16 protein-coding genes, 3 tRNA genes and 1 pseudogene are annotated in these 18,349 nt (G+C 55.2%); 16 read left to right on the plus strand and 4 right to left on the minus strand.

Annotated elements, in window-relative coordinates; genetic code table 11:
• The first annotated feature begins 52 nt into the window (after positions 1–52).
• The 7 genes from PG731_RS07460 (at position 53) to PG731_RS07490 (ending at position 7,044) form a co-directional block, all read left to right on the plus strand.
• The gene (locus tag PG731_RS07460; RefSeq protein WP_270773128.1) at positions 53–1,897 is read left to right on the plus strand and encodes a serine/threonine-protein kinase; all 1,845 of its coding nucleotides are present in this window, start codon (positions 53–55) and stop codon (positions 1,895–1,897) included.
• A gap of 63 nt (positions 1,898–1,960) precedes the next feature.
• Positions 1,961–2,776 (plus strand): DsbA family protein, encoded by an 816-nt coding sequence (locus PG731_RS07465; RefSeq protein ID WP_101628468.1) that lies wholly within the window; start codon positions 1,961–1,963, stop codon positions 2,774–2,776.
• Between the two features lie 105 nt (positions 2,777–2,881).
• A tRNA-Thr gene (locus tag PG731_RS07470) sits at positions 2,882–2,957 on the plus strand.
• A 1,119-nt stretch (positions 2,958–4,076) separates the two neighbouring features.
• Positions 4,077–4,808, plus strand: a complete 732-nt coding sequence (locus PG731_RS07475; protein WP_101628466.1) for an ATP-binding cassette domain-containing protein — start codon at positions 4,077–4,079, stop codon at positions 4,806–4,808.
• Positions 4,798–6,216, plus strand: coding sequence for a hypothetical protein (locus PG731_RS07480; protein ID WP_270773133.1), 1,419 nt, complete (start codon positions 4,798–4,800; stop codon positions 6,214–6,216). The genes PG731_RS07475 and PG731_RS07480 overlap by 11 nt, the downstream gene beginning before the upstream one ends.
• Positions 6,203–6,526, plus strand: coding sequence for a hypothetical protein (locus tag PG731_RS07485; RefSeq protein ID WP_101628464.1), 324 nt, complete (start codon positions 6,203–6,205; stop codon positions 6,524–6,526). Before PG731_RS07480 ends, PG731_RS07485 begins: the two co-directional genes overlap by 14 nt.
• Positions 6,526–7,044 carry a hypothetical protein gene (locus PG731_RS07490; protein WP_270773135.1) on the plus strand — a complete coding sequence of 173 codons (519 nt, stop codon included), beginning with the start codon at positions 6,526–6,528 and terminating at the stop codon, positions 7,042–7,044. Before PG731_RS07485 ends, PG731_RS07490 begins: the two co-directional genes overlap by 1 nt.
• A gap of 891 nt (positions 7,045–7,935) precedes the next feature.
• Here the strand turns inward: PG731_RS07490 and PG731_RS07495 are convergent.
• Positions 7,936–8,889 carry a cation diffusion facilitator family transporter gene (locus PG731_RS07495; RefSeq protein WP_270773136.1) on the minus strand — a complete coding sequence of 318 codons (954 nt, stop codon included), beginning with the start codon at positions 8,887–8,889 and terminating at the stop codon, positions 7,936–7,938.
• Between the two features lie 276 nt (positions 8,890–9,165).
• Between PG731_RS07495 and PG731_RS07500 the strand changes: the two are divergent.
• Positions 9,166–10,299, plus strand: a pseudogene (locus tag PG731_RS07500) (UDP-N-acetylmuramate dehydrogenase); the annotation flags it as partial.
• Positions 10,300–10,324: 25 nt separating this feature from the next.
• On the opposite strand, the gene PG731_RS07505 reads toward PG731_RS07500, so the two are convergent.
• From PG731_RS07505 to PG731_RS07515, 3 genes are all read right to left on the minus strand, one after another.
• The gene (locus PG731_RS07505) at positions 10,325–11,488 is read right to left on the minus strand and encodes an adenosine deaminase (RefSeq protein WP_270773137.1); all 1,164 of its coding nucleotides are present in this window, start codon (positions 11,486–11,488) and stop codon (positions 10,325–10,327) included.
• Complete coding sequence (locus PG731_RS07510; RefSeq protein ID WP_270773139.1) at positions 11,488–12,297, minus strand: alpha/beta hydrolase; 810 nt, start codon at positions 12,295–12,297, stop codon at positions 11,488–11,490. Before PG731_RS07510 ends, PG731_RS07505 begins: the two co-directional genes overlap by 1 nt.
• A gap of 182 nt (positions 12,298–12,479) precedes the next feature.
• Positions 12,480–13,694, minus strand: a complete 1,215-nt coding sequence (locus PG731_RS07515; protein ID WP_270773140.1) for a pyridoxal phosphate-dependent aminotransferase — start codon at positions 13,692–13,694, stop codon at positions 12,480–12,482.
• 133 nt (positions 13,695–13,827) lie between these two features.
• On the opposite strand from PG731_RS07515, the gene PG731_RS07520 reads away from it, so the two are divergent.
• From PG731_RS07520 to PG731_RS07555, 8 genes are all read left to right on the plus strand, one after another.
• Positions 13,828–13,903: transfer RNA gene (locus tag PG731_RS07520), tRNA-Trp, on the plus strand.
• 33 nt (positions 13,904–13,936) lie between these two features.
• Complete coding sequence (gene secE / locus PG731_RS07525; RefSeq protein WP_207760336.1) at positions 13,937–14,230, plus strand: preprotein translocase subunit SecE; 294 nt, start codon at positions 13,937–13,939, stop codon at positions 14,228–14,230.
• 96 nt (positions 14,231–14,326) lie between these two features.
• Positions 14,327–15,082: a transcription termination/antitermination protein NusG gene (gene nusG, locus PG731_RS07530; RefSeq protein ID WP_442952669.1), complete on the plus strand. Its 756-nt coding sequence runs from the start codon at positions 14,327–14,329 to the stop codon at positions 15,080–15,082.
• A gap of 162 nt (positions 15,083–15,244) precedes the next feature.
• A complete protein-coding gene (rplK, locus tag PG731_RS07535) occupies positions 15,245–15,676 on the plus strand; it encodes a 50S ribosomal protein L11 (protein ID WP_006680229.1) in 432 nt (143 codons plus the stop codon).
• Between the two features lie 68 nt (positions 15,677–15,744).
• Complete coding sequence (rplA, locus tag PG731_RS07540) at positions 15,745–16,461, plus strand: 50S ribosomal protein L1 (RefSeq protein WP_270773145.1); 717 nt, start codon at positions 15,745–15,747, stop codon at positions 16,459–16,461.
• A gap of 347 nt (positions 16,462–16,808) precedes the next feature.
• Complete coding sequence (rplJ, locus tag PG731_RS07545; protein WP_270773147.1) at positions 16,809–17,330, plus strand: 50S ribosomal protein L10; 522 nt, start codon at positions 16,809–16,811, stop codon at positions 17,328–17,330.
• Positions 17,331–17,420: 90 nt separating this feature from the next.
• Positions 17,421–17,801, plus strand: a complete 381-nt coding sequence (gene rplL / locus PG731_RS07550) for a 50S ribosomal protein L7/L12 (RefSeq protein WP_006680226.1) — start codon at positions 17,421–17,423, stop codon at positions 17,799–17,801.
• Positions 17,802–18,014: 213 nt separating this feature from the next.
• A tRNA-Asn gene (locus tag PG731_RS07555) sits at positions 18,015–18,089 on the plus strand.
• Positions 18,090–18,349 lie beyond the last annotated feature (260 nt).

Here is an 18,349-nt window from a genome sequence, read left to right on the forward strand (position 1 = left end):
TGCACGGAGTTTGTTCAATTGATCTGCCCATGGCTCCTTGTAATCTGAACGGGTGAATGAAGGCGATCAGATCGGTGGCTACACGCTCGTATCCCAGCTGGGTGCGGGTGGCGCGGGTACCGTGTGGCTTGCAGAGGATGAGGGTGGCGATCGAGTTGCCCTCAAGCTTGTGCATCCTGCTTTGGCCGCCGACGAAGAATCTCGCCGTCGTCTGCAACGTGAAGCTGCGACCGTGAATTCGGTTCGCTCCGCCAGGGTTGCCCACGTCGTTGACATTGAAACCGATGCTTCGCAGCCCTTCATCGCGACCGAATATGTTGAGGGGCCGACGTTGGCCTCGTTGATGAATGGCCAGCCGCTTGCGCCGGAGTTGATTGCGGCGATTGCAGCCAGCCTCGCGCGCACGTTGATGGCTGTCCATGACGCGCGGATCGTTCACCGCGATATCAAGCCGTCGAATGTTATTTGTTCCCCGCACGGCCCGATTCTGATTGACTTCGGGATCGCAATGGGTGAAGCGGATGAGCATTTCACCCGCACCGGTCTGGTTTCAGGCACTGCCGGTTACACGGCTCCAGAGCTGTTGCGTGCTCGCCCGGCCGACGATGATTCAGACTGGTGGGCGTGGTCGGCGACCCTGCTTTCGCTTGCGACCGGGCGTCCTCCGTACGGCACGGGCGACGTTCAGGCGATTATTACTCGTGTTCTGACGGGCGAGCCGGACACCGAGGGGCTTCCGCTCTCATTTGCGCAGATCATTCATCAGGCTCTGTCTCCGGACGTGAATTCTCGCCCCGAACCCGACGAGGTCGTCGCAACGTTAGTCGAACTTTACGGTTTCCCCGGCGACGTCATGTCGATTAACCAGCTTGACTGGAGCGCCGCTTTCGCGAACCCCTACGTTTCCACTGTCCGCCCCGTTGTTGCAGATGAGCCCCGCGTTGTCGGCTCCTCGTTAGGGATGCTGGGGTGGTCCAACAATGACGAAACCGTTCAGTTTGGGGATTCTCCGCTTCACCCATCGACGAGGCCCCTTCCGCGCCCTGAAACTGATGAGTGGAATGTGGGGAGCGCGGCCTCGTCAATTCCCCAACTGGGAATGGGTCAAACGGTCAGTGACACCGCGGACTTTCAATCGCTGACCTACCCGAATGGCGCACCTGCTGGCATGTATGGGCAGGTGGTTGGCGGATACGTGGATCCTCATGCGATGGCGGTTCCGGGGCAGTGGACGGGGCCGGGGGCGGATGAATTCGACGTCGATGACCGGTATGAGGACTTGGGATATGAAGCTGACCTTCCCAGAACCGTGTGGATCTTCGGGTGCATCATTGCGATGCCACTTGCTCTCATCCCCATGTTCGCAGGAGTGATGGGGACTGCTACGGTCATCGTGCTCATGTTTTTCATGGCGTTTGGTGGTGCGTTCCATCGGCATCGAGAAAACCGCCGTGTCCGGGCCGGCATTGCGCGATCCAGTGATACTGCTGCGACCGTGGCCTCGTCGCCACTGCTCTTTATTCGCGCTCTGGTGCAGGTGACGTTTGGGCTAGGTATCGGCGGAATCGTCCCGTATCTCGCTTGGAATCTCTACACGGTTGCTCACGGCGGAAGCGGACAGTGGATGCGGCTACTGGACATTGTCCTGGCATCCGATCCGAATGCGACACTCGACCCCTTAGTAACCGAACCGATTGGCTCAATCGGCGTATGGATCGTTGTCCTAGCGACCATCGTTTCAGCCTGGTTGATGCCAACCTCTTCCGATCTAAGAGTTGGAACCAGCATGGCAGTCAGGCGACTGCTGGGCCCAGTATGGGTGCGTGCGATTGCCGGCCTCCTTGCCGTTGGCGTGGTAGGTGCCACATGGTTCCTCGTCACAGGAGGCGCGCTCTGAACTGCATACGCGCCTAGCGCTAGGTAGGGTTGCCTTAAAGATGTGACCTGTGAAAGGAAAACCATGGCAGGCAAGAAGGTAACGGATACCTCCGTGCGCGCGAAAGCTCAGCAGATGCGCGAAGCGCAGGAAAAGGCTGAGCGTCGCACACGTTCAATCATCATCGCAGTCGTTACAGTCATCGTTATCGCGGTGATTGCGACCGTTGGTGTGATTATTTCTCAGCAGATTTCTGCAAAGAATGAAGCGCAGAACGCGAACCCCAGTGATTACTTGGGCGACTACGCGTCGGGCCAGCCGATTCGTTACTCGCATCTTGGTATCGGCCAGGTTGATGACTCTCTTCCGACCGTCACCGAATACTTCGACTACTCGTGCCACCACTGCGCGAATCTTGAGGTTCTGATTGGCAAAGACCTGCTCGCAGGCGCTGACAACGGCGAATACAACATTGAGTTCCAGCCCGTGAAGACGGTCGGCATGGAATACGCGAATGTCGCTACCTCTGCTTCGCTGATTGTAGCTCAGCGGGATCCTGAGCACTGGGGGGCTTTTCACCAGGGTCTGATGGCGTACTTTGCTGCCCAGTACAAGGCTGGTAACGGTACGGTGATTCAGAATGCGACGAACTCCTGGGAACAGGTGAAGACGATCGCTTCTCAGGTGGGCGTTTCCTCTGACGTGGTTTCGTCCCTGCCCGTGAACGTGGCCACCGACTATCTGACAACCGCCACCGACACGTGGAGCAACGCGAATTTCACGAACCGTGAGTCGAAAGGCACGCCGGAGTTCATTAAGGATCACACGGACAAGCTGACCTTGTCGGGCTCTGATTCTGCTTCGATCATGGCGTCCTTGCGTTCAGGACTTGGCCTTTGATGAGTTCGAAGAACTGACTAACGTGAAGTGCGGGGTCTTGGCCGATTGGTCGGGACCCCGTTCTTCATGGCACACTATGTGATGACGATTCGTTGAATTGTCGAAGCCGCCTTAGCTCAGTTGGTAGAGCAGCTGTCTTGTAAACAGCAGGTCATCGGTTCGAGTCCGATAGGCGGCTCCACTTAGACACCCATTTTGATACAACGCCTGGCTTGGCTGGGTAGCGAATCGGGATGGGTGTTTTTGCTTGTTATCGCGGGTTTTTGGGGTTATAGGCGCAAACGTGTGCTTTAGGTGGTGTGTCGTGGGTCTAGTGGGCGTGTCCGGCCCAGTCTTTGTATGGTCAGAGTCCTTCTTTTGGGGTGGGGGTTCCTTCCGGAATTTCGTGGTGTTTCTGGTCGGTGTGGTTGGGGGTTGTGGGGTGTGCGGGGGAGAGCCCATTCGCGTAAACGCCGCAGGGATTCCCTCTTACGGCAACTGCTTGGACTAAGCGGGAAGAATGCTCTTCCCAGCTCGGACTCGCCTGCGATAAATGCGCGGCCATGTGCCGCAACGCCTAGTTTTCCTGCTAGAGCAGATGGTCACGACACCGCAGTTCAGGCAACTCCTGCAGCAGCGAGCAGCAGAGGTCTTTTGTTCCCCGGGCTCGAGACGCTCTTGGCGCCGCCACTCATTGCAGCGCGCCGCATGGATCCCAAAATCAGTGGCACCTGTGCCAACGACACACCCGGATCACGAGCTAACGCAACACGCATCGCCTCCTGGCGGAACTCCTCCGAATGCCGCTTCGGCATAACAACTACTTCTCCCAGTCAGTCCAATACTTGCCAAACCAGTTGTCACCGGACAGTGTAGGAGAACCTGAAAGGCCGAAACCTATTGACGCAAGCAGAATTGCCTAGGTAACTTAGAGGCGGGAGCCGAGCGTGCAGCACCCGAATTCGACGGAAGAGTGGATCAAGGAGGATTCTATCGTGAAGGAAGTATTGGAGGCACCTCGTGCCTATGCTGGCAACAAGATCTGGCGTGCGCATGCGGCCGCAAAGCAGACTGGTCGTCATGTGGTTGATAGATTTGATAGTTTACTCATCAGGTATGACGCTTGGTTCCTGGTATTAATGGCAGTACTGCTAACAATTGCTGTAGTAGTCGCCACAGCCCTTGCCGTTTGGTGTGTAACCTACCAAGGTAAGAGGTTCACGGGGAGATGGGAATGGGGTAAATGGTACGTCTCAGTTTGGGCTGAATGCTCTTAAACGTATGACGAGAGATTCGACTGATTGATCGGAAAAGAGGGCTAGTGGAGGCGCTAAGTCTACAAAATGTATCGTTTGGATACTCAAAGGATCATGAAGTCTTAAAGAATCTTTCGCTCTCAGTGCAGTTTGGGGGGATCACCGGTCTAATCGGCCCGAACGGTTCAGGGAAATCTACCCTTATACGGGTGGCCGGTGATCTTCTCAAACCGCAAACTGGGGAAGTTCATGTATGCGCTGCCCCAAATGACGCAAAGGAAGCGAAGAGAAATTCGATTCTGGTAGCATCGAACGATTACCTGCCAGAGTTCTTGACTGGGGTTGAGTATCTACAGTTCATCCACAGGATGTACGGACTAAAATGCGATCTTCACGAACTTAAACGCTTGTTCATGCGCTACCAGATGGAACATCGTTGGGGAGATCTGATTGAGGATTATTCGCATGGGATGCGAAAGAAAGTTCAACTTATCGCAGCACTGATGGTGGCACGTCCTCTTACTATGATTGATGAAACTCCGAACGGCATAGATATAGAGGCTCTATATAGCTTTGAAGCTGACCTGCTCGAGTTGGCTGCCGGAGACCACGGAGTGCTCCTTTGTACTCATGACTTTGCTATGTTGGAGCGGATTGCTGACACCATAATCCTTTTGAGTCATGGTCGCATATTGGTACATGAAGATTGCCAGTCGCTGGTATCGAAATATGGGACTATCGATGCTTTCGTAAAGGATAGTATTACCCGAGATCAAGGTACCTGCGGTGAACGGTAACACGCTAAGGTTGGTTCGCTTTCTCTTCCTGTTTTTTATCCGCCGTCTGCTTGTTCATCGCGCAATGCAAAGCAGAATTTCAAAAGCAATGCTTTTGGCTACTGTAAGCGTCAGCTATGTCGGCTTTTGCATACTCACATTTATCGTGGTTCGGGGCATGGTTCTCGATGCCAGCGCGGTTCTGTTGGTAAGTCAGAGCATTTCTCTCACCGTAGGGTTGTGGACTCTACTGTTCTTTATCGTCGTTCGGGTTCTCTTCATGAAGGCGGGGAGATTAATAGAGCTTACACATACCTTCCCGGTCACAAATAAGCAGCGGATTCTCGCCTACACACTTTTTGAAGGAATGACAGTCTTATTCTGCGTTGCTTCAATAACTGCACCATTAACAGCTTCGGTTGTAATTCGTGGTGGTTTAGATGTGCTTCCTGAGATTGTGTTTGGGATCATTGTGCAAGTGATCGTTCTTTACTTGTTGTTAGATGCGATGTATCTCAGTTTCGACAGGGTGCTACACCTATTGCATATCGAGAGATGGCGCAGCATTTTGCTACCTTGTCTTTTCGGCGCAATGCTCTTTGGTGCGTACGTCTACGTTAAACGCGAGTCTGCAGAGTTTCTTGATGCATTTTATGAGCAACGCCCTTACTACGGGTACTCTCGCCTTTACGTTCTCCTGTATGACAGGATCGGCCTTCTCTTGGCGGGGAGTATTGTTATCGCCACGATGCTGGCTATAACCGCACTTATTATCTTGATAGCCCCGAATCATTACTCGCAATGGAAATATTTTTTCAATATTCCTATGCCGTATGCCTCGGGACTACTCGGTTCATGTCTGCGCGCCGTGATACGTAATGGGGAATTTCTTTTAGCGACGTTTTTCGTTTTATCTCTGTCGGTGGTTGTGCTTTGGATACCGGGATACTACCCGCCATACTGGTTGGCTATTATATCTCTTCAGGCAGTGTACGCAGTTACAACAATTGAGCCGATACGTAAAACGTATCGGTACCGACTAAATCCCTTGCGATATTACTTATATTTATCGGCACCATACTTGGTAGTCGAGATGTTGATCTCGTTCCCCATACTAGGATTAAGCATGGTGAAGGGGCTGGCCTTATTGGAAGCGTTAAAGACATTGTTTATCTGTGTGGTTGTTCTTATTGCTGCGCTCGCTGTGAGTATTTTCTTTCCAGCAGAGAGACATAATCCGTTTTCTGTGCTATTAGGAATTGTGACAGCTTTGGCGCTTGTGGTTTTAATAGCTTTTACCACGCTAATCTGGGAAATTCCGGACGAATACACGACTGTCGTATGGTTCTTAGTGGCATCGCTCTGTATGTATTATTCGATAATCGGCATTGCTTCGACACAAAGGAGGAACTACTATGCAGATATTTAAGCGGATTATTGCCGCGGCAACGCTCGCCTTAATTACCACAGCAGTCGTTTCCGGAGCTACCGTCATACTGCTTATGTTCACCAAGGGTAAGGAACTCGGTCACCACGTTGGGCTATTCGGAAGTCTTTTCTTTGATGCGCATGAAAGCGGTGCGGGTTCTGTAATGGTCGGTGTGGGCGTTGAGAATCCATTGGTATTGACTTTGGTATTTATTGGGATCTTCGCGATCTTTATGATATTTCTAAGCATTCTCTCAGTGTTGAGGAAGCGGAAGAAGTTTCTGGAACAGCGCGGAGCAAATGCTTATTAATGAACTCGCCGTACCTGTTGCGTGGTGTTTTTCAGGTTATTTCCGGATTTCTTAGAGCTTATGGGTGGCTTTTTTGCGCCGGCATTCTGATTTCTGGTGGCGTATTTGTTGTAGGCTTCCTCTACCAAGATAGGTTTCTTTTTGCTTTAGGATGCGCGTTCCTGAAGCACCTATTTTGTGGTATCGCCCTTGGATGTCTTATCCACGAGATGGCACATGTTGTTTTTATTTGTCTAACGATGAATGAGCTAATTCGTATTGAACTGGAATTTAATTTATTCCGATTTTCCGTACGTGGCATTGGGAGCAGTACCGGCCGCGGTATCTTTGCAACTGCTTTAAGCGGGCCGATAGCCGCGGTTGCATTCGGGGTTATTTTGAGCATTGTCTTCCCGAACTCTGGCTTGCTGGGATGGTACGCGCTTCATTTGCTATTTTTACTTCCCTTTTTTGGGGATGGAAGGGCGTTAGTAATTGGTGTTCGAAATTGGGGGTCTCAGGTGCGCGTCAATCGGTGACAACCTGTTTCGTTTACCTGCGACCGGCACCAGTAAGTTATAGTGAGATAGACGCCTTCTTCTGTTTGTCGGCGGGAGTTGGTCCGAAAACTCTTATATAATTGGGTGCCTTCCCGATGCGAACTGATTCTGTGTTGCTTTGCAGCTCCCAAATATGGGTCCGTTTCGGAATCGATATTGGGGAGGATGGAGTGATTGTAGATAGTCCTATTGTTGCTTTGTGGCGTGCGGAAACACGGTCGGTAAATGTTTGGAATCCGGTCTACCTGGGTTCGTACCTATGGGACTGCTAGTCGTAAGTCCGTACGATATGGATGTTAGTCACGTACTGAAGAATATTCGTATCGTAATGAACGCGTGGAAGGTTGCGAGCGCTTGTGATTTTACGCTTGCCCGATTTCAGCGAAGAGGAGATCCGTGACGCATTCACCATGCAGTCGCGACTCTGTCCCACCGCCGAGGCAAGAGGTTCTCGATGTGATCATCGCCCACACCTGCGATACCACCGAGCTAGGAGAATAACTCGCACGAGAAGCGCTCGCTCGTGAGGCAGTATTAGCCAGCCGGGGTTAGCCAGCTCGTCACCACCAACGCCACCCATGCTCAAGGACAAGACGCCTACGAACACGCCTTAGACCAGCTCTAAGCCGACTATGAACGTCACATCCATAACTACAACGATCTCGAGACACGGATCCGCCAGATCCTCGAAAAATGCCAACACATCGAGCAAGCTCACGCCTACCGTACCAACCACCCCAACCTGGACTACAGCGACGACGCATGGAACACGCTCGTCGATAACGCCACCATCCTGTCAACTGCACCCACCCAGACCCGTGTATCCAAATGGGTTGCTAAACATCTCGTTACACCCTTTTGTCTTAGGCTTTATGAGCACTCAATCTGCTCGTGGGCCAGGTGTTCGGCAGTCTCAAGCTGGAATGTGGAGTGTTTGATTCCAACGGGGAAGTGCTTGGCGACGCAATTTTGTAGGCGGTCAAGAATCTGCTCGCTTCTGCCGGCCTGGAAAGCCTCTTCGCTGATGATGATGTGTGCTGTCAGGACGGGCATACCCGTTGCGACGGTCCACGCGTGCAAGTCGTGGATTGCCTCGACGCCTTCAATGCGGAGCATGTGATCGCGAACCTCGGCAAGGTCGAGGTTCTCGGGAGTAAACCCCATCAGAACCATGCCGGCGCTACGAAGCAGAAGTGCTGCCCTGGGGAAGATGAGTACGACGATCAGCAGGGAAGCGAGGGCGTCCGCTCGGGTCCAGTTGGTGTAATGGATAACCGCGGCAGCAACGATAACGCCGATCGACCCTAGGGCGTCGTTCGCAACCTCCAAGAAAGCGGCGCGCATATTGAGGTTCGCTTCGCGACCCCCCATGAGAACAAGCAGTGATGCGACGTTTGCGACCAGACCAATAACGCCCATGATGAGCATTCCGCCAGATTCGATCTGGGGCGGGTTGACGAGGTTCATCACGGCGCGCACGGCAACGATGATGCCGATAACGGCGAGCCCGCCAGCCTGGATAGCAGCGCCGATAATCTCGGCGCGACGTAACCCCCACGTCGAACGGTCGGTCGCGGGCTTGTGAGCCAGGTGGGCGACAACAAGTGCCAATACGAGGCCCGCAGAATCCGCTGTCATGTGACCGGCGTCGGCAAGAAGAGCCAGTGAATCGGTCAGGATTGCGACGACAACTTCGCTCACCAGGATGAATGCGGTGATGCCAAGTGCGATCGCAAGGCGTGTGCGTGACGCATTCGCCCCGTGACTATGTGTGTGACCGTGAGCGTCATCGTGGTGATGAGCGTGCTCGTTCTTGTGCCCCATGACCATCCTCTCGTCGAATCAATCGAGCGCGGCCTCGTGAATCCATCATCTGTACCAGCGCGTAGAGTGCGGAAAACTTGAATGGAGCCAAGAGGCGTGCATCTAAGTAAGTCATACCTTAGTTGCTTGGTTCTTTCTTAGGAAAAAGGTCGTTTTTATGTGAGTGAGAGGCTCTCGTAGGGCGTTTAATGACAATACGACCTGATGTGACCACTGCGTTTTCGGTTGAGTGAGTCCATGTGTCAGGAGCGTGGAATCGAGCCTGCCGAAGACTAGCCGGCGGTACCTGCTCGTAGGATAGAGACAGTAATTGATAAGGGAGCTCTAATGGCAATGACGACGCTGAAAGAACTGACGACCTTCCACGTTGGGGGGCCGGTTGCTACCTATATTCTTGCCGATTCGCGTTCCGATCTGATCGCAGCCTTTGACAGTGCAGACAAGGTTGAGTTCCCAATTTTGATGATCGGCGGTGGCTCAAACATTCTTGCCTCCGACGACCCATTCGAAGGCATCGTCATCAAAGATGGGCGTCAGCAGATCACTCGTGATGAGAGCTCAGACGACACCGTTCTCGTCACGGCGACTGCCGGCGCCGTCTGGGACAAATTCGTTCAGTGGACCCTTGCCGAAGGCCTCTCGGGCATCGAAGCCCTGTCCGGCATCCCCGGAACCGTCGGAGCTGCGCCTGTCCAAAACGTTGGAGCCTACGGTCACGAGATCGCTGACACGCTTGCCTACGTTGACGTCTGGGATCGCGGTGAACAGTGCGAGAAGCGCTTGAATGCATCCGAACTGGATCTTGCCTACCGTGAGTCGATTATTAAGCGCTCAGTCCGCGAAGGCGACGACCAGGGACGTATATGGGGGCCGACCGGGCGTTGGGTCGTCCTCGAAGCTACGTTCCGTCTCACAATCTCCGATCATTCCGCGCCCGTCCTGTACCGCGAACTCGCGAATCGCTTGGGCGTTGAACAAGGGCAGAGCGCGAATGCTCAGCGTGTGCGTGATACTGTCCTTGAGCTCCGCACGTCAAAGGGCATGGTGCTCGACCCCAACAACCACGATTCGTGGAGTGCCGGTTCCTTCTTCACGAACCCCATCATCGATGCCGAAACCGCTGCCGCGCTCCCACTCGAAGCCCCACGCTTTGACGCCGGAAATGGCATGACGAAAACGTCAGCTGCATGGTTGATCGACCACGCGGGCTTCACGAAAGGCTGGGCAGTGGACGGAGCGCGCGAAAACGGCGCCTCGCTGTCAACGAAACACGTTCTTGCCCTGACCAACCGCGGGGATGCCACCAGCGACGAGGTCGTCGAGCTTGCGCTCGCGGTCCGCGCCGGCGTCCAAGAAAAATTCGGCATCACCCTAGTCCCCGAGCCTGTCGCGGTTGGGGTCAGCTGGTAGCGTCCGCTTCCGCTTTCTCGACGGTTTACGAGGCCTCCGCTGAGTCGTTGCGACCGTCGTATGGGGGCGTGTTGAGCCACGCCTGAATGTGGGCGTGCCATTGGCTCTTCGAAGCGCTTGATGCCAGGGAAGCGTTGATTGACTGAGAAGCCAAGTCTGCGATCTGTTGATCGGACAGACTAAAGATGTCGCGTGCTCGTGCGTACTGTTCGACCAGTCGCGAACGGAATAACAGCGGGTCATCTGCTCCCAGTGCCACCGTTGCCCCGTATTTCATAAGAACAGGCAGGGGAACGTGTGAAAAGTCCTGGTAGACCCCCAAATGGACGTTTGAGGTCGGGCAGACTTCGAAAGCAACGCCTTCGTCAATGAGCCTGCGAAGCAGGTCTGGGTCTTCCGTTGTACGCACGCCGTGGCCGAGTCGCGCTGGGTTGAGTGCGGTGACAACATTGCGTACTGACTCCGGTCCTAGCAGTTCGCCACCGTGGGGAAGAGAAGCCAGTCCTGCGCGCCGTGCGATGCCGAAGGCCGCACCAAACTCGCTGGTTGTGCCCACGCGTTCGTCATTCGACAAGCCGAAACCGATGACCTTGCCTGGACCTTCACCAGCATATTGCGCGGCTAATCGTGCCAGAACTCGAGCATCGAGAGGATGTCGGATACGCGATGCGGCAACGATAATTCCCACTTCCACGCCCGTATCGCGCCACGCCTGTCGGGCCTCGTCAAGGATGATTTCGAGAGCCGGAGTGATGCCACCAACCCACGGGGCGTACGAGGTCGGATCCACCTGCATTTCAAGGCGAACCGATCCCTCTTTCGCGTCGTCTTCTACAGCTTCGTGGACGATGCGTCGCATGGCGGATTCTGAGCGCACCAGATGACGCGCAGAATCGTAGGAACGTTGGAAGCGGAACCAGCCTCGTCCGTCGGCGGGAACCTTTAACGGGTCGATGGACAGAAGGTGGCTGGGCAAGCGAACGCCCTGTTCATCGGCCAGGTCAATCAGAGTCTGCGGGCGCATTGCTCCAGTGAAATGCAGGTGCAGATGCGCTTTCGGTAGACGCGACAAATCGCGTCGACCAGGTGTTTGGTGTGCCGTGACAGTCAGATTCGGTTGGGTTGGGCGTGCGCGTTTGACCTGGTCAGTGAATCGGCGGATAGGGGACGAGGCGACGAACTGGGACATCAGTGCCTGTCCAGCCAGGCTACGATGTCTTTAATCAGGCCTGGACCCTCGGGTTCGTTGAGGACCTCGTGGTACGCGCCGTCAATGATTCGCAGGTGAATATCAGCATCGGGGTGTGATGCCAGTGCGTTCTGAACGAAAGTTTTCGAGCCGTTCAACGACGCCAACTGATCTGCGTTTCCGTGAAGGATCAGCATGGGAGTCGTGGCGCGGTGAGCATTCTTCAGGACACGGTCGCCCTGAGTGATCATTGTTGCTCCCGTGATCAGAGGAACGCCACCCGTGTAGTTGAGTGGATCAGCATCGAACGCTTCTTGGACTCTGGGGTCTCGAGAGAGGATGGAAGGGTCATCTGCTTTGCGAGGCTTCTGTGCCGTCACAGCGGGGAAAACGCGCGCAAGCGGAAGCAGTAAGTGAGCCACGCCAGCCGGCAACGGAGGAAGCGGGCGGAATGCTGGAGCCGTCAAGACCGCACCGGTCACGTTCGAGGGGTTCAGAAGAAGCGATGCTGCGGTAATCAAACCACCCATGGAATGGCCAAAGAGGAAGAGGTCCGATGTGCGCGCGTGCGCTAACACAATGCGTCGGGCGTCGAGATGATCCTTGATGAGGCGACCAACATCAACCTGCGAACGTGGGCCTGGGGACGTGCCATGAGCATAGTGATCGTAGAACGCGATATCGTATCCAGCTTCAACAAGTCCGTCTTGCAGGGGAAGAAAACGGCCCGAGTGCTCAGCATATCCATGGCAGAGCAAGACGGTGCCCTTCGGGGTGTCCGTTGACGCGGAACGATACTGGATATTCATGCACTCTATTGTGACAGGTGGAAGGCAGTTTGTGCCGAATACGGGACGGCTCTGAGAACCTGTGCGGTTCTCAGAGCCGTCCGTTCGTCCAGACATGCCACGCGTGAACAGAATGCAGACCCTTTGTGGGTGGTCTACATCCTGGGCGCGAAGTCGTGGGGAGGTGCTAGTAAGGCCTAGTCTCAGTGCGCTTGCGCGAGAAGCTCCTGAATACGACCGACGCCTTCAACAAGGTCGCCGTCAGACAGGGCGTAGGAGAGACGAATGAAGCCAGATGGGCCGAACGCTTCGCCGGGCACCACAGCAACCTCAACCTCTTCGAGGATTAGGTCGGCAAGCTCAGCCGACGTTGTGGGGACCTTGCCACGGATTTCGCGCCCCAGAATGCCCTCGACGCTCGGGTAGGCGTAGAACGCGCCCTTCGGGGTCGGAACATCGAGGCCGTCGATTTGGGAAAGCATCGAGATCATGGTCTTGCGCCTGCGGTCGAATGCCTCACGCATGGAATGAACAGCGTCGAGAGGGCCAGTGACAGCTTCCAAGGCTGCACGCTGAGCCATATTCGATACGTTCGAGGTCAAGTGTGACTGGAACGAGGTTGCAGCCTTCACAATGTCAGTTGGAGCAATCATCCAACCAACACGCCAGCCGGTCATTGCGTAGGTCTTCGCCACACCGTTCAACACGATGGTCTGATTGGCAAGCTCTGGAAGAAGCTTCACCATATGAGCCGGCTCGGCATCTTCATAGAGCAAGTGCTCGTAAATTTCGTCAGTGATAATCCAAATGCCGTGTTCAAGAGCCCATTCGCCAATCGCGCGAGCCTCCGCAGGAGTGTAAACAGCGCCGGTCGGGTTCGAAGGCGAGCAGTGCAACAGAAGCTTCGTCTTTTCCGTACGAGCAGCTTCGAGCTGTTCGACGGTCACCTTGTAATTCTGATCGGCACCAGCGAAAACGGGAACCGTGACACCACCGGCAAGCTTGATGACTTCCGGATAGGTCGTCCAGTAGGGAGTCGGAAGAAGGGCCTCGTCCCCCGGATCCAAAATGGAAGCGAAAGCCTGGAATACGGCCTGCTTACCGCCATTGGTGACCAGCACCTGTAGCGGATCAACTTCGTAGCCGGAATCGCGCAGAGTCTTTGCAGCAATTGCTTCGCGCAAAGCTGGAAGGCCGGCCGCCGGAGTGTAGCGGTGCATCGCCGGCTCGCGCGCTGCGCGGACGGCGGCCTCGACAATATTGTCGGGGGTGGGGAAGTCAGGCTCACCTGCGCCGAAGCCGATGACGGGACGACCCGCAGCTTTCAGTGCTTTCGCCTTCGCGTCAACCGCGAGAGTGGCTGAAGGGGTGATAGCGGCAAAACGTGCGCTGACGCGCGATCGGGGTGTTGTGCTCATAGGGCTATCGTCGCATTAAGTGGGGCTGTTCGGTAGTCTAATTCCGAATATCAAGCACCTCGCAGCACTCCCCGGTTGGACAGTTGAAAAGATTTTCCATAGACTCGTTCCCGCACGTTCTACGACGTGTAGTAGGGCAGTGGCGCAATTGGTAGCGCACCGGTCTCCAAAACCGGCGGTTGTGGGTTCGAGTCCCGCCTGCCCTGCCACTAATCTCTAGACACGAATTCAGGAGGGACCCCGTGGCTGACGCAACGGCATCAAACATGCCAGCGAAAACAGATCGCACGAAGTCTGGCGCTACGCCGTCCCGTGACTCCCACGAAAAAGAGGCTCAGAAGAAGCCGAATATTTTCGTCAGAATGTGGACTTTCTTCCTTCAAGTGATTGAAGAAATGAAGAAGGTCGTCTACCCGACTGGCTCTGAAACGTGGACCTACTTCGTTGTCGTGGTCGTTTTTGTGGCCGTAATCATGGCTTTCACTGGTCTTTTGGACCTCGGATTCGGTAGACTGAACGCACTGATATTCAGCTGAAGCTGATGCGAACCCGCCCGCAGGTACTGCAGGCGGGTTTCTTCTAGGCTTCGGCACTCAACTTTCCGCTAGGAAACTAGCGCCCAGGAGGAACGCGTGAGCGAAGAGAATCTGCCTGTCGAAACCGACGAGGCCGCCCAGGCTGAACTGACCGAAAACCCCGCTGAAGCGGCGGAAGAAGAAATCGCCAGCGTTGAGCAGACGGTTGAAGCTGAAGAAGCTGAAGCTGGCGAAGAAGAGGGTGACATTGATCCCCTCGAGAAGTTCCGCAATGAGATCATGATGATCCCCGGTGACTGGTACGTCTTGCACACCTACTCCGGTCACGAGCGCAAGGTGAAGGCGAACCTCGAACAGCGCGTTCAAAGCCAGAACATGACCGACAAGGTCTTCCGCGTCGAGGTTCCGGACGAGTACATCACCGAGTTCCGCGGTTCGGTGAAGAAGCGTGTTCGCCACGTTCGTATTCCTGGCTATGTCGTCGTCTGCATGGACTTTGATGAAGAGTCGTACCGCATGGTCAAGGACACCCCGGCTGTCACCGGTTTCGTTGGAGACCAGCACAATCCGGTTCCGCTCAGCATCGATGAGGTCGTTGACCTGCTGAAGTACAACATCCTTGAAGAAGCTGGCCCGCAGCTCCCTGCCACGGCTCAGGTCAAGGAAGAGATCCGCGTGGCCTTCGAGGTCGGCGAGATCGTCACCGTCATCGATGGCCCGTTCGAGTCGCTGGAAGCGACTATTTCCGAGATCTCGCCCGAGACCGAGAAGCTCAAGGTTCTCGTCACGATCTTCGAACGCGAGACTCCGCTTGAACTTGGTTTCGACCAGGTTGCCAAGCGCGAAGACTGACCAAAGAGTGAAGTCGCGCACCCGAACTTGGGAACATGGGCGGGTGCGCGATAGCATTGCACTTCGTGTGTAGTGGGTTCAGTGCGCCTTCGTCGCTCCACCTCTACATGCGACCAGAAGGAATTCCGTTCTTCTGGTAATTGAACAAGAAAGACCCGAAATATGGCACCGAAGAAGAAGGTCACCGGCCTGATCAAGCTTCAGATCGCAGCCGGCGCCGCAACCCCCGCACCTCCGGTTGGTCCCGCACTGGGCCAGCACGGTGTGAACATCGTCGAGTTCACGAAGGCGTACAACGCTGCAACTGAGTCGCAGCGCGGTTCGATCGTTCCGGTTGAAATCACCGTTTACGAAGACCGTACGTTCACCTTCGTTCTGAAGACTCCGCCGGCTTCCGAAATGATCAAGAAGGCTGCTGGCCTCCAGAAGGGCTCCGGCACCCCGAACACTGTGAAGGTTGGCTCCATCACCATGGACCAGGCTCGCGAAATCGGACAGGCAAAGATGGTCGACCTCAACGCGAACGACATCGAAGCCGCAGCCAAGATCATCGCCGGCACCGCCCGCTCCATGGGCATCGTCGTCGAAGGCTGACCCCAAACTATTTCCCGTGGTAGGGCATGCGCTGCCCGGAACCCACAACTGCAAGGAGAAGAAGCAGAATGACTAAGCGCTCCAAGAGCTACCGCGCCGCGGCTGAAAAGATTCACGCGGACATTCTCTACACCCCTCTCGAGGCCATGAAGCTGGCCAAGGAGACCACCGTCACCAAGTTCGATTCGACCGTCGAGGTCGTCTTCCGACTGGGTGTTGATCCTCGCAAGGCTGACCAGATGGTGCGCGGCACCGTCTCGCTGCCTCACGGCACCGGCAAGACCTCCCGGGTCTTGGTCTTCGCTGTTGGTGAGCGTGCGCAGGATGCAATCGACGCTGGTGCTGACGAGGTCGGCGGCGACGAGCTCATCGAAAAGGTTGCTAAGGGCTACACCGACTTTGATGTCGCCGTTGCAACCCCGGATCTCATGGGCAAGGTTGGTCGCCTCGGTCGCGTCCTCGGCCCGCGTGGTTTGATGCCGAACCCGAAGACCGGCACGGTCACCATGGACGTCGCGAAGGCGATCAAGGAGATCAAGGGTGGTCGTATTGAGTTCCGCGTCGACAAGCACTCGAACCTTGCGTTCATCGTTGGCAAGTCCTCTTTCACCGCAGAACAGCTCGCCGAGAACTACGGCGCTGTCCTGGACGAAATCCTTCGTCTGAAGCCGGCTTCCGCCAAGGGGCGCTACATCTCGAAGGCAACCGTCTCCACCACGATGGGTCCGGGCATCCCGCTTGACGCCACGAAGACGAAGAACGTCGCAACTACTGACGCTTCCTGATGTTGGACTCCCTGTAGGGGAATGGAACATTGACGTATGAGTGGGCTTGATTGGCTTAAACACCAATCAAGCCCACTCACGTTTTATGTTCATGGGTCGTGTGAGTGAGTATTGAGGTCTGCGTGCCCTACTGCACATCACCACGACTGGATTTGCTTCACCTCATCCTGCTAGTCTGGTCACTGCCGAAGACCGTCGGTTTCTCAGGAAACTGAGATGAAATGCGAAAGCTGTCGACGTAGGTGAGTGACTAGTCAGCAATGACTACACCGGACATTTATGCCCGACACGAACCTACGTGTCGGGCTTTTTCATTACTCGGCGGTCACTTATCTGGAAGGAGGACCATGGCGAGGTCTGACAAGGTAGCAGCAGTTGCCGAACTCGTGGAACGTTTCCGCGCGTCTGACGCTGTCCTGCTCACTGAGTATCGCGGCCTGACCGTTGGCCAGCTCAAGCAGCTGCGTCGCGGACTGGGCGAAAACGCGAGCTACGCCGTGGTGAAGAACACGCTGGCAAGGCTGGCAGCACAGGAAGTCGGCCTCGGCTTCCTCGCTGAGGACCTCAAGGGGCCGACCGCTATTGCTTTCGTCACCGGTGAGCCTGTTGAGGCTGCCAAGACGCTGCGTGATTTTGCCAAGGAAACCCCCCAGCTCGTCCTGAAGTCGGGCGCAATGGACGGCGCAGCGCTGTCCGTTGAGGGTGTTAAGAAGCTTGCTGATCTGGAATCCCGCGAGGTTCTGCTGGCCAAGACTGCCGGCGCCCTCAAGGCGAAGATTTCGCAGGCGGCGTACGCATTCAACGCGCTTCCGTCCAAGACGGTGCGCACCATCGATGCTCTGCGTGCAAAGCAGGGCGAAGCGGCCTGAAGCGACAGGCCCCGCGCGTTCGATTCGTAACCGCGTGGAACTCACCAACAATCTGCTCGCAAGGCAGGCCAATTAGGAAGGATGCCAATCATGGCAAAGCTCTCCAACGATGAGCTCATCGAAGCTTTCAAGGAAATGTCCCTCATCGAGCTCTCTGACTTCGTCAAGCTCTTCGAAGAGACCTTCGACGTCACCGCTGCCGCTCCGGCTGCTGTCGCCGTTGCTGCTGCTCCGGCTGCTGCTGAAGCTGCTGAAGAAAAGGACGAGTTCGAGGTTGTCCTCGAGTCCGCAGGTGACAAGAAGATCGCAGTTGTCAAGGCTGTCAAGAACCTCACCGGTCTCGGCCTGAAGGAAGCCAAGGATCTTGTTGACGGCGCACCGTCGACCATCTTCGAAGCTGCCAAGAAGGACGACGCTGAGAAGGCAAAGGCTGAAATCGAAGAAGCAGGCGGCAAGGTCACCCTTAAGTGATTTCGCCTTCTTACCTGACGAGCCTTTGTGCGCATAGAAGGTAAGAAACGCTTCAGCGATTCATTCGCTTGAAACTGTCCCCTGGGAGTGCTTCCCGGGGGACAGTTTTTGTCTGATGGGTCCTGTTTATGCGGTGTTTCAAAATGAGGCGCGCACCACGCAGAGTCAATTTGCAATCAGCGGTTGAACTTCGGCATAATTAACAGGTCGCAATCCCGCGTAGCTCAACGGCAGAGCATCCGACTGTTAATCGGACGGTTACTGGTTCGAATCCAGTCGCGGGAGCCACATAACTGGGGCTTCAGTGAGTAACTCACTGAAGCCCCAGTTTTTGAGTTAACGCCCATTTTGGTGTCGTTTTTAGTGTTTTGGCTAGCGGTGCTTTGTCATTAGGGGTTTGGTGGGTTAAAGGACAAAAAGAGTTGGTCTGAGCCCGACCTTTCGGCTTTGTGGTGCGAGAAAGTCTGGTTCAAAGTTGTTGGGGGCCAACTTTGAGGGTGGACAAAATGGGGTTAAACGACAAAATGTGTGTGTGAATCTCTCGATTT

It is taken from the genome of Pauljensenia sp. OF14-1SRA (assembly GCF_027694595.1).
In the GTDB taxonomy this organism is placed as follows: Bacteria; Actinomycetota; Actinomycetes; order Actinomycetales; family Actinomycetaceae; genus Pauljensenia; species Pauljensenia turicensis_B.

What these genes read in the sequence shown, in the direction of transcription:
- rplJ (WP_270773147.1), top strand. Translation starts at nt 16,809, where the DNA reads ATGGCGAGGTCTGACAAGGTAGCAGCAGTTGCCGAACTCGTGGAACGT.
- PG731_RS07465 (WP_101628468.1), top strand. Translation starts at nt 1,961, where the DNA reads ATGGCAGGCAAGAAGGTAACGGATACCTCCGTGCGCGCGAAAGCTCAG.
- PG731_RS07485 (WP_101628464.1), top strand. Translation starts at nt 6,203, where the DNA reads ATGCAGATATTTAAGCGGATTATTGCCGCGGCAACGCTCGCCTTAATT.
- PG731_RS07510 (WP_270773139.1), bottom strand. Translation starts at nt 12,297, where the DNA reads ATGAATATCCAGTATCGTTCCGCGTCAACGGACACCCCGAAGGGCACC.
- rplL (WP_006680226.1), top strand. Translation starts at nt 17,421, where the DNA reads ATGGCAAAGCTCTCCAACGATGAGCTCATCGAAGCTTTCAAGGAAATG.
- PG731_RS07490 (WP_270773135.1), top strand. Translation starts at nt 6,526, where the DNA reads ATGAACTCGCCGTACCTGTTGCGTGGTGTTTTTCAGGTTATTTCCGGA.
- PG731_RS07495 (WP_270773136.1), bottom strand. Translation starts at nt 8,889, where the DNA reads ATGGGGCACAAGAACGAGCACGCTCATCACCACGATGACGCTCACGGT.
- rplK (WP_006680229.1), top strand. Translation starts at nt 15,245, where the DNA reads ATGGCACCGAAGAAGAAGGTCACCGGCCTGATCAAGCTTCAGATCGCA.
- PG731_RS07505 (WP_270773137.1), bottom strand. Translation starts at nt 11,488, where the DNA reads ATGTCCCAGTTCGTCGCCTCGTCCCCTATCCGCCGATTCACTGACCAG.
- rplA (WP_270773145.1), top strand. Translation starts at nt 15,745, where the DNA reads ATGACTAAGCGCTCCAAGAGCTACCGCGCCGCGGCTGAAAAGATTCAC.
- PG731_RS07515 (WP_270773140.1), bottom strand. Translation starts at nt 13,694, where the DNA reads ATGAGCACAACACCCCGATCGCGCGTCAGCGCACGTTTTGCCGCTATC.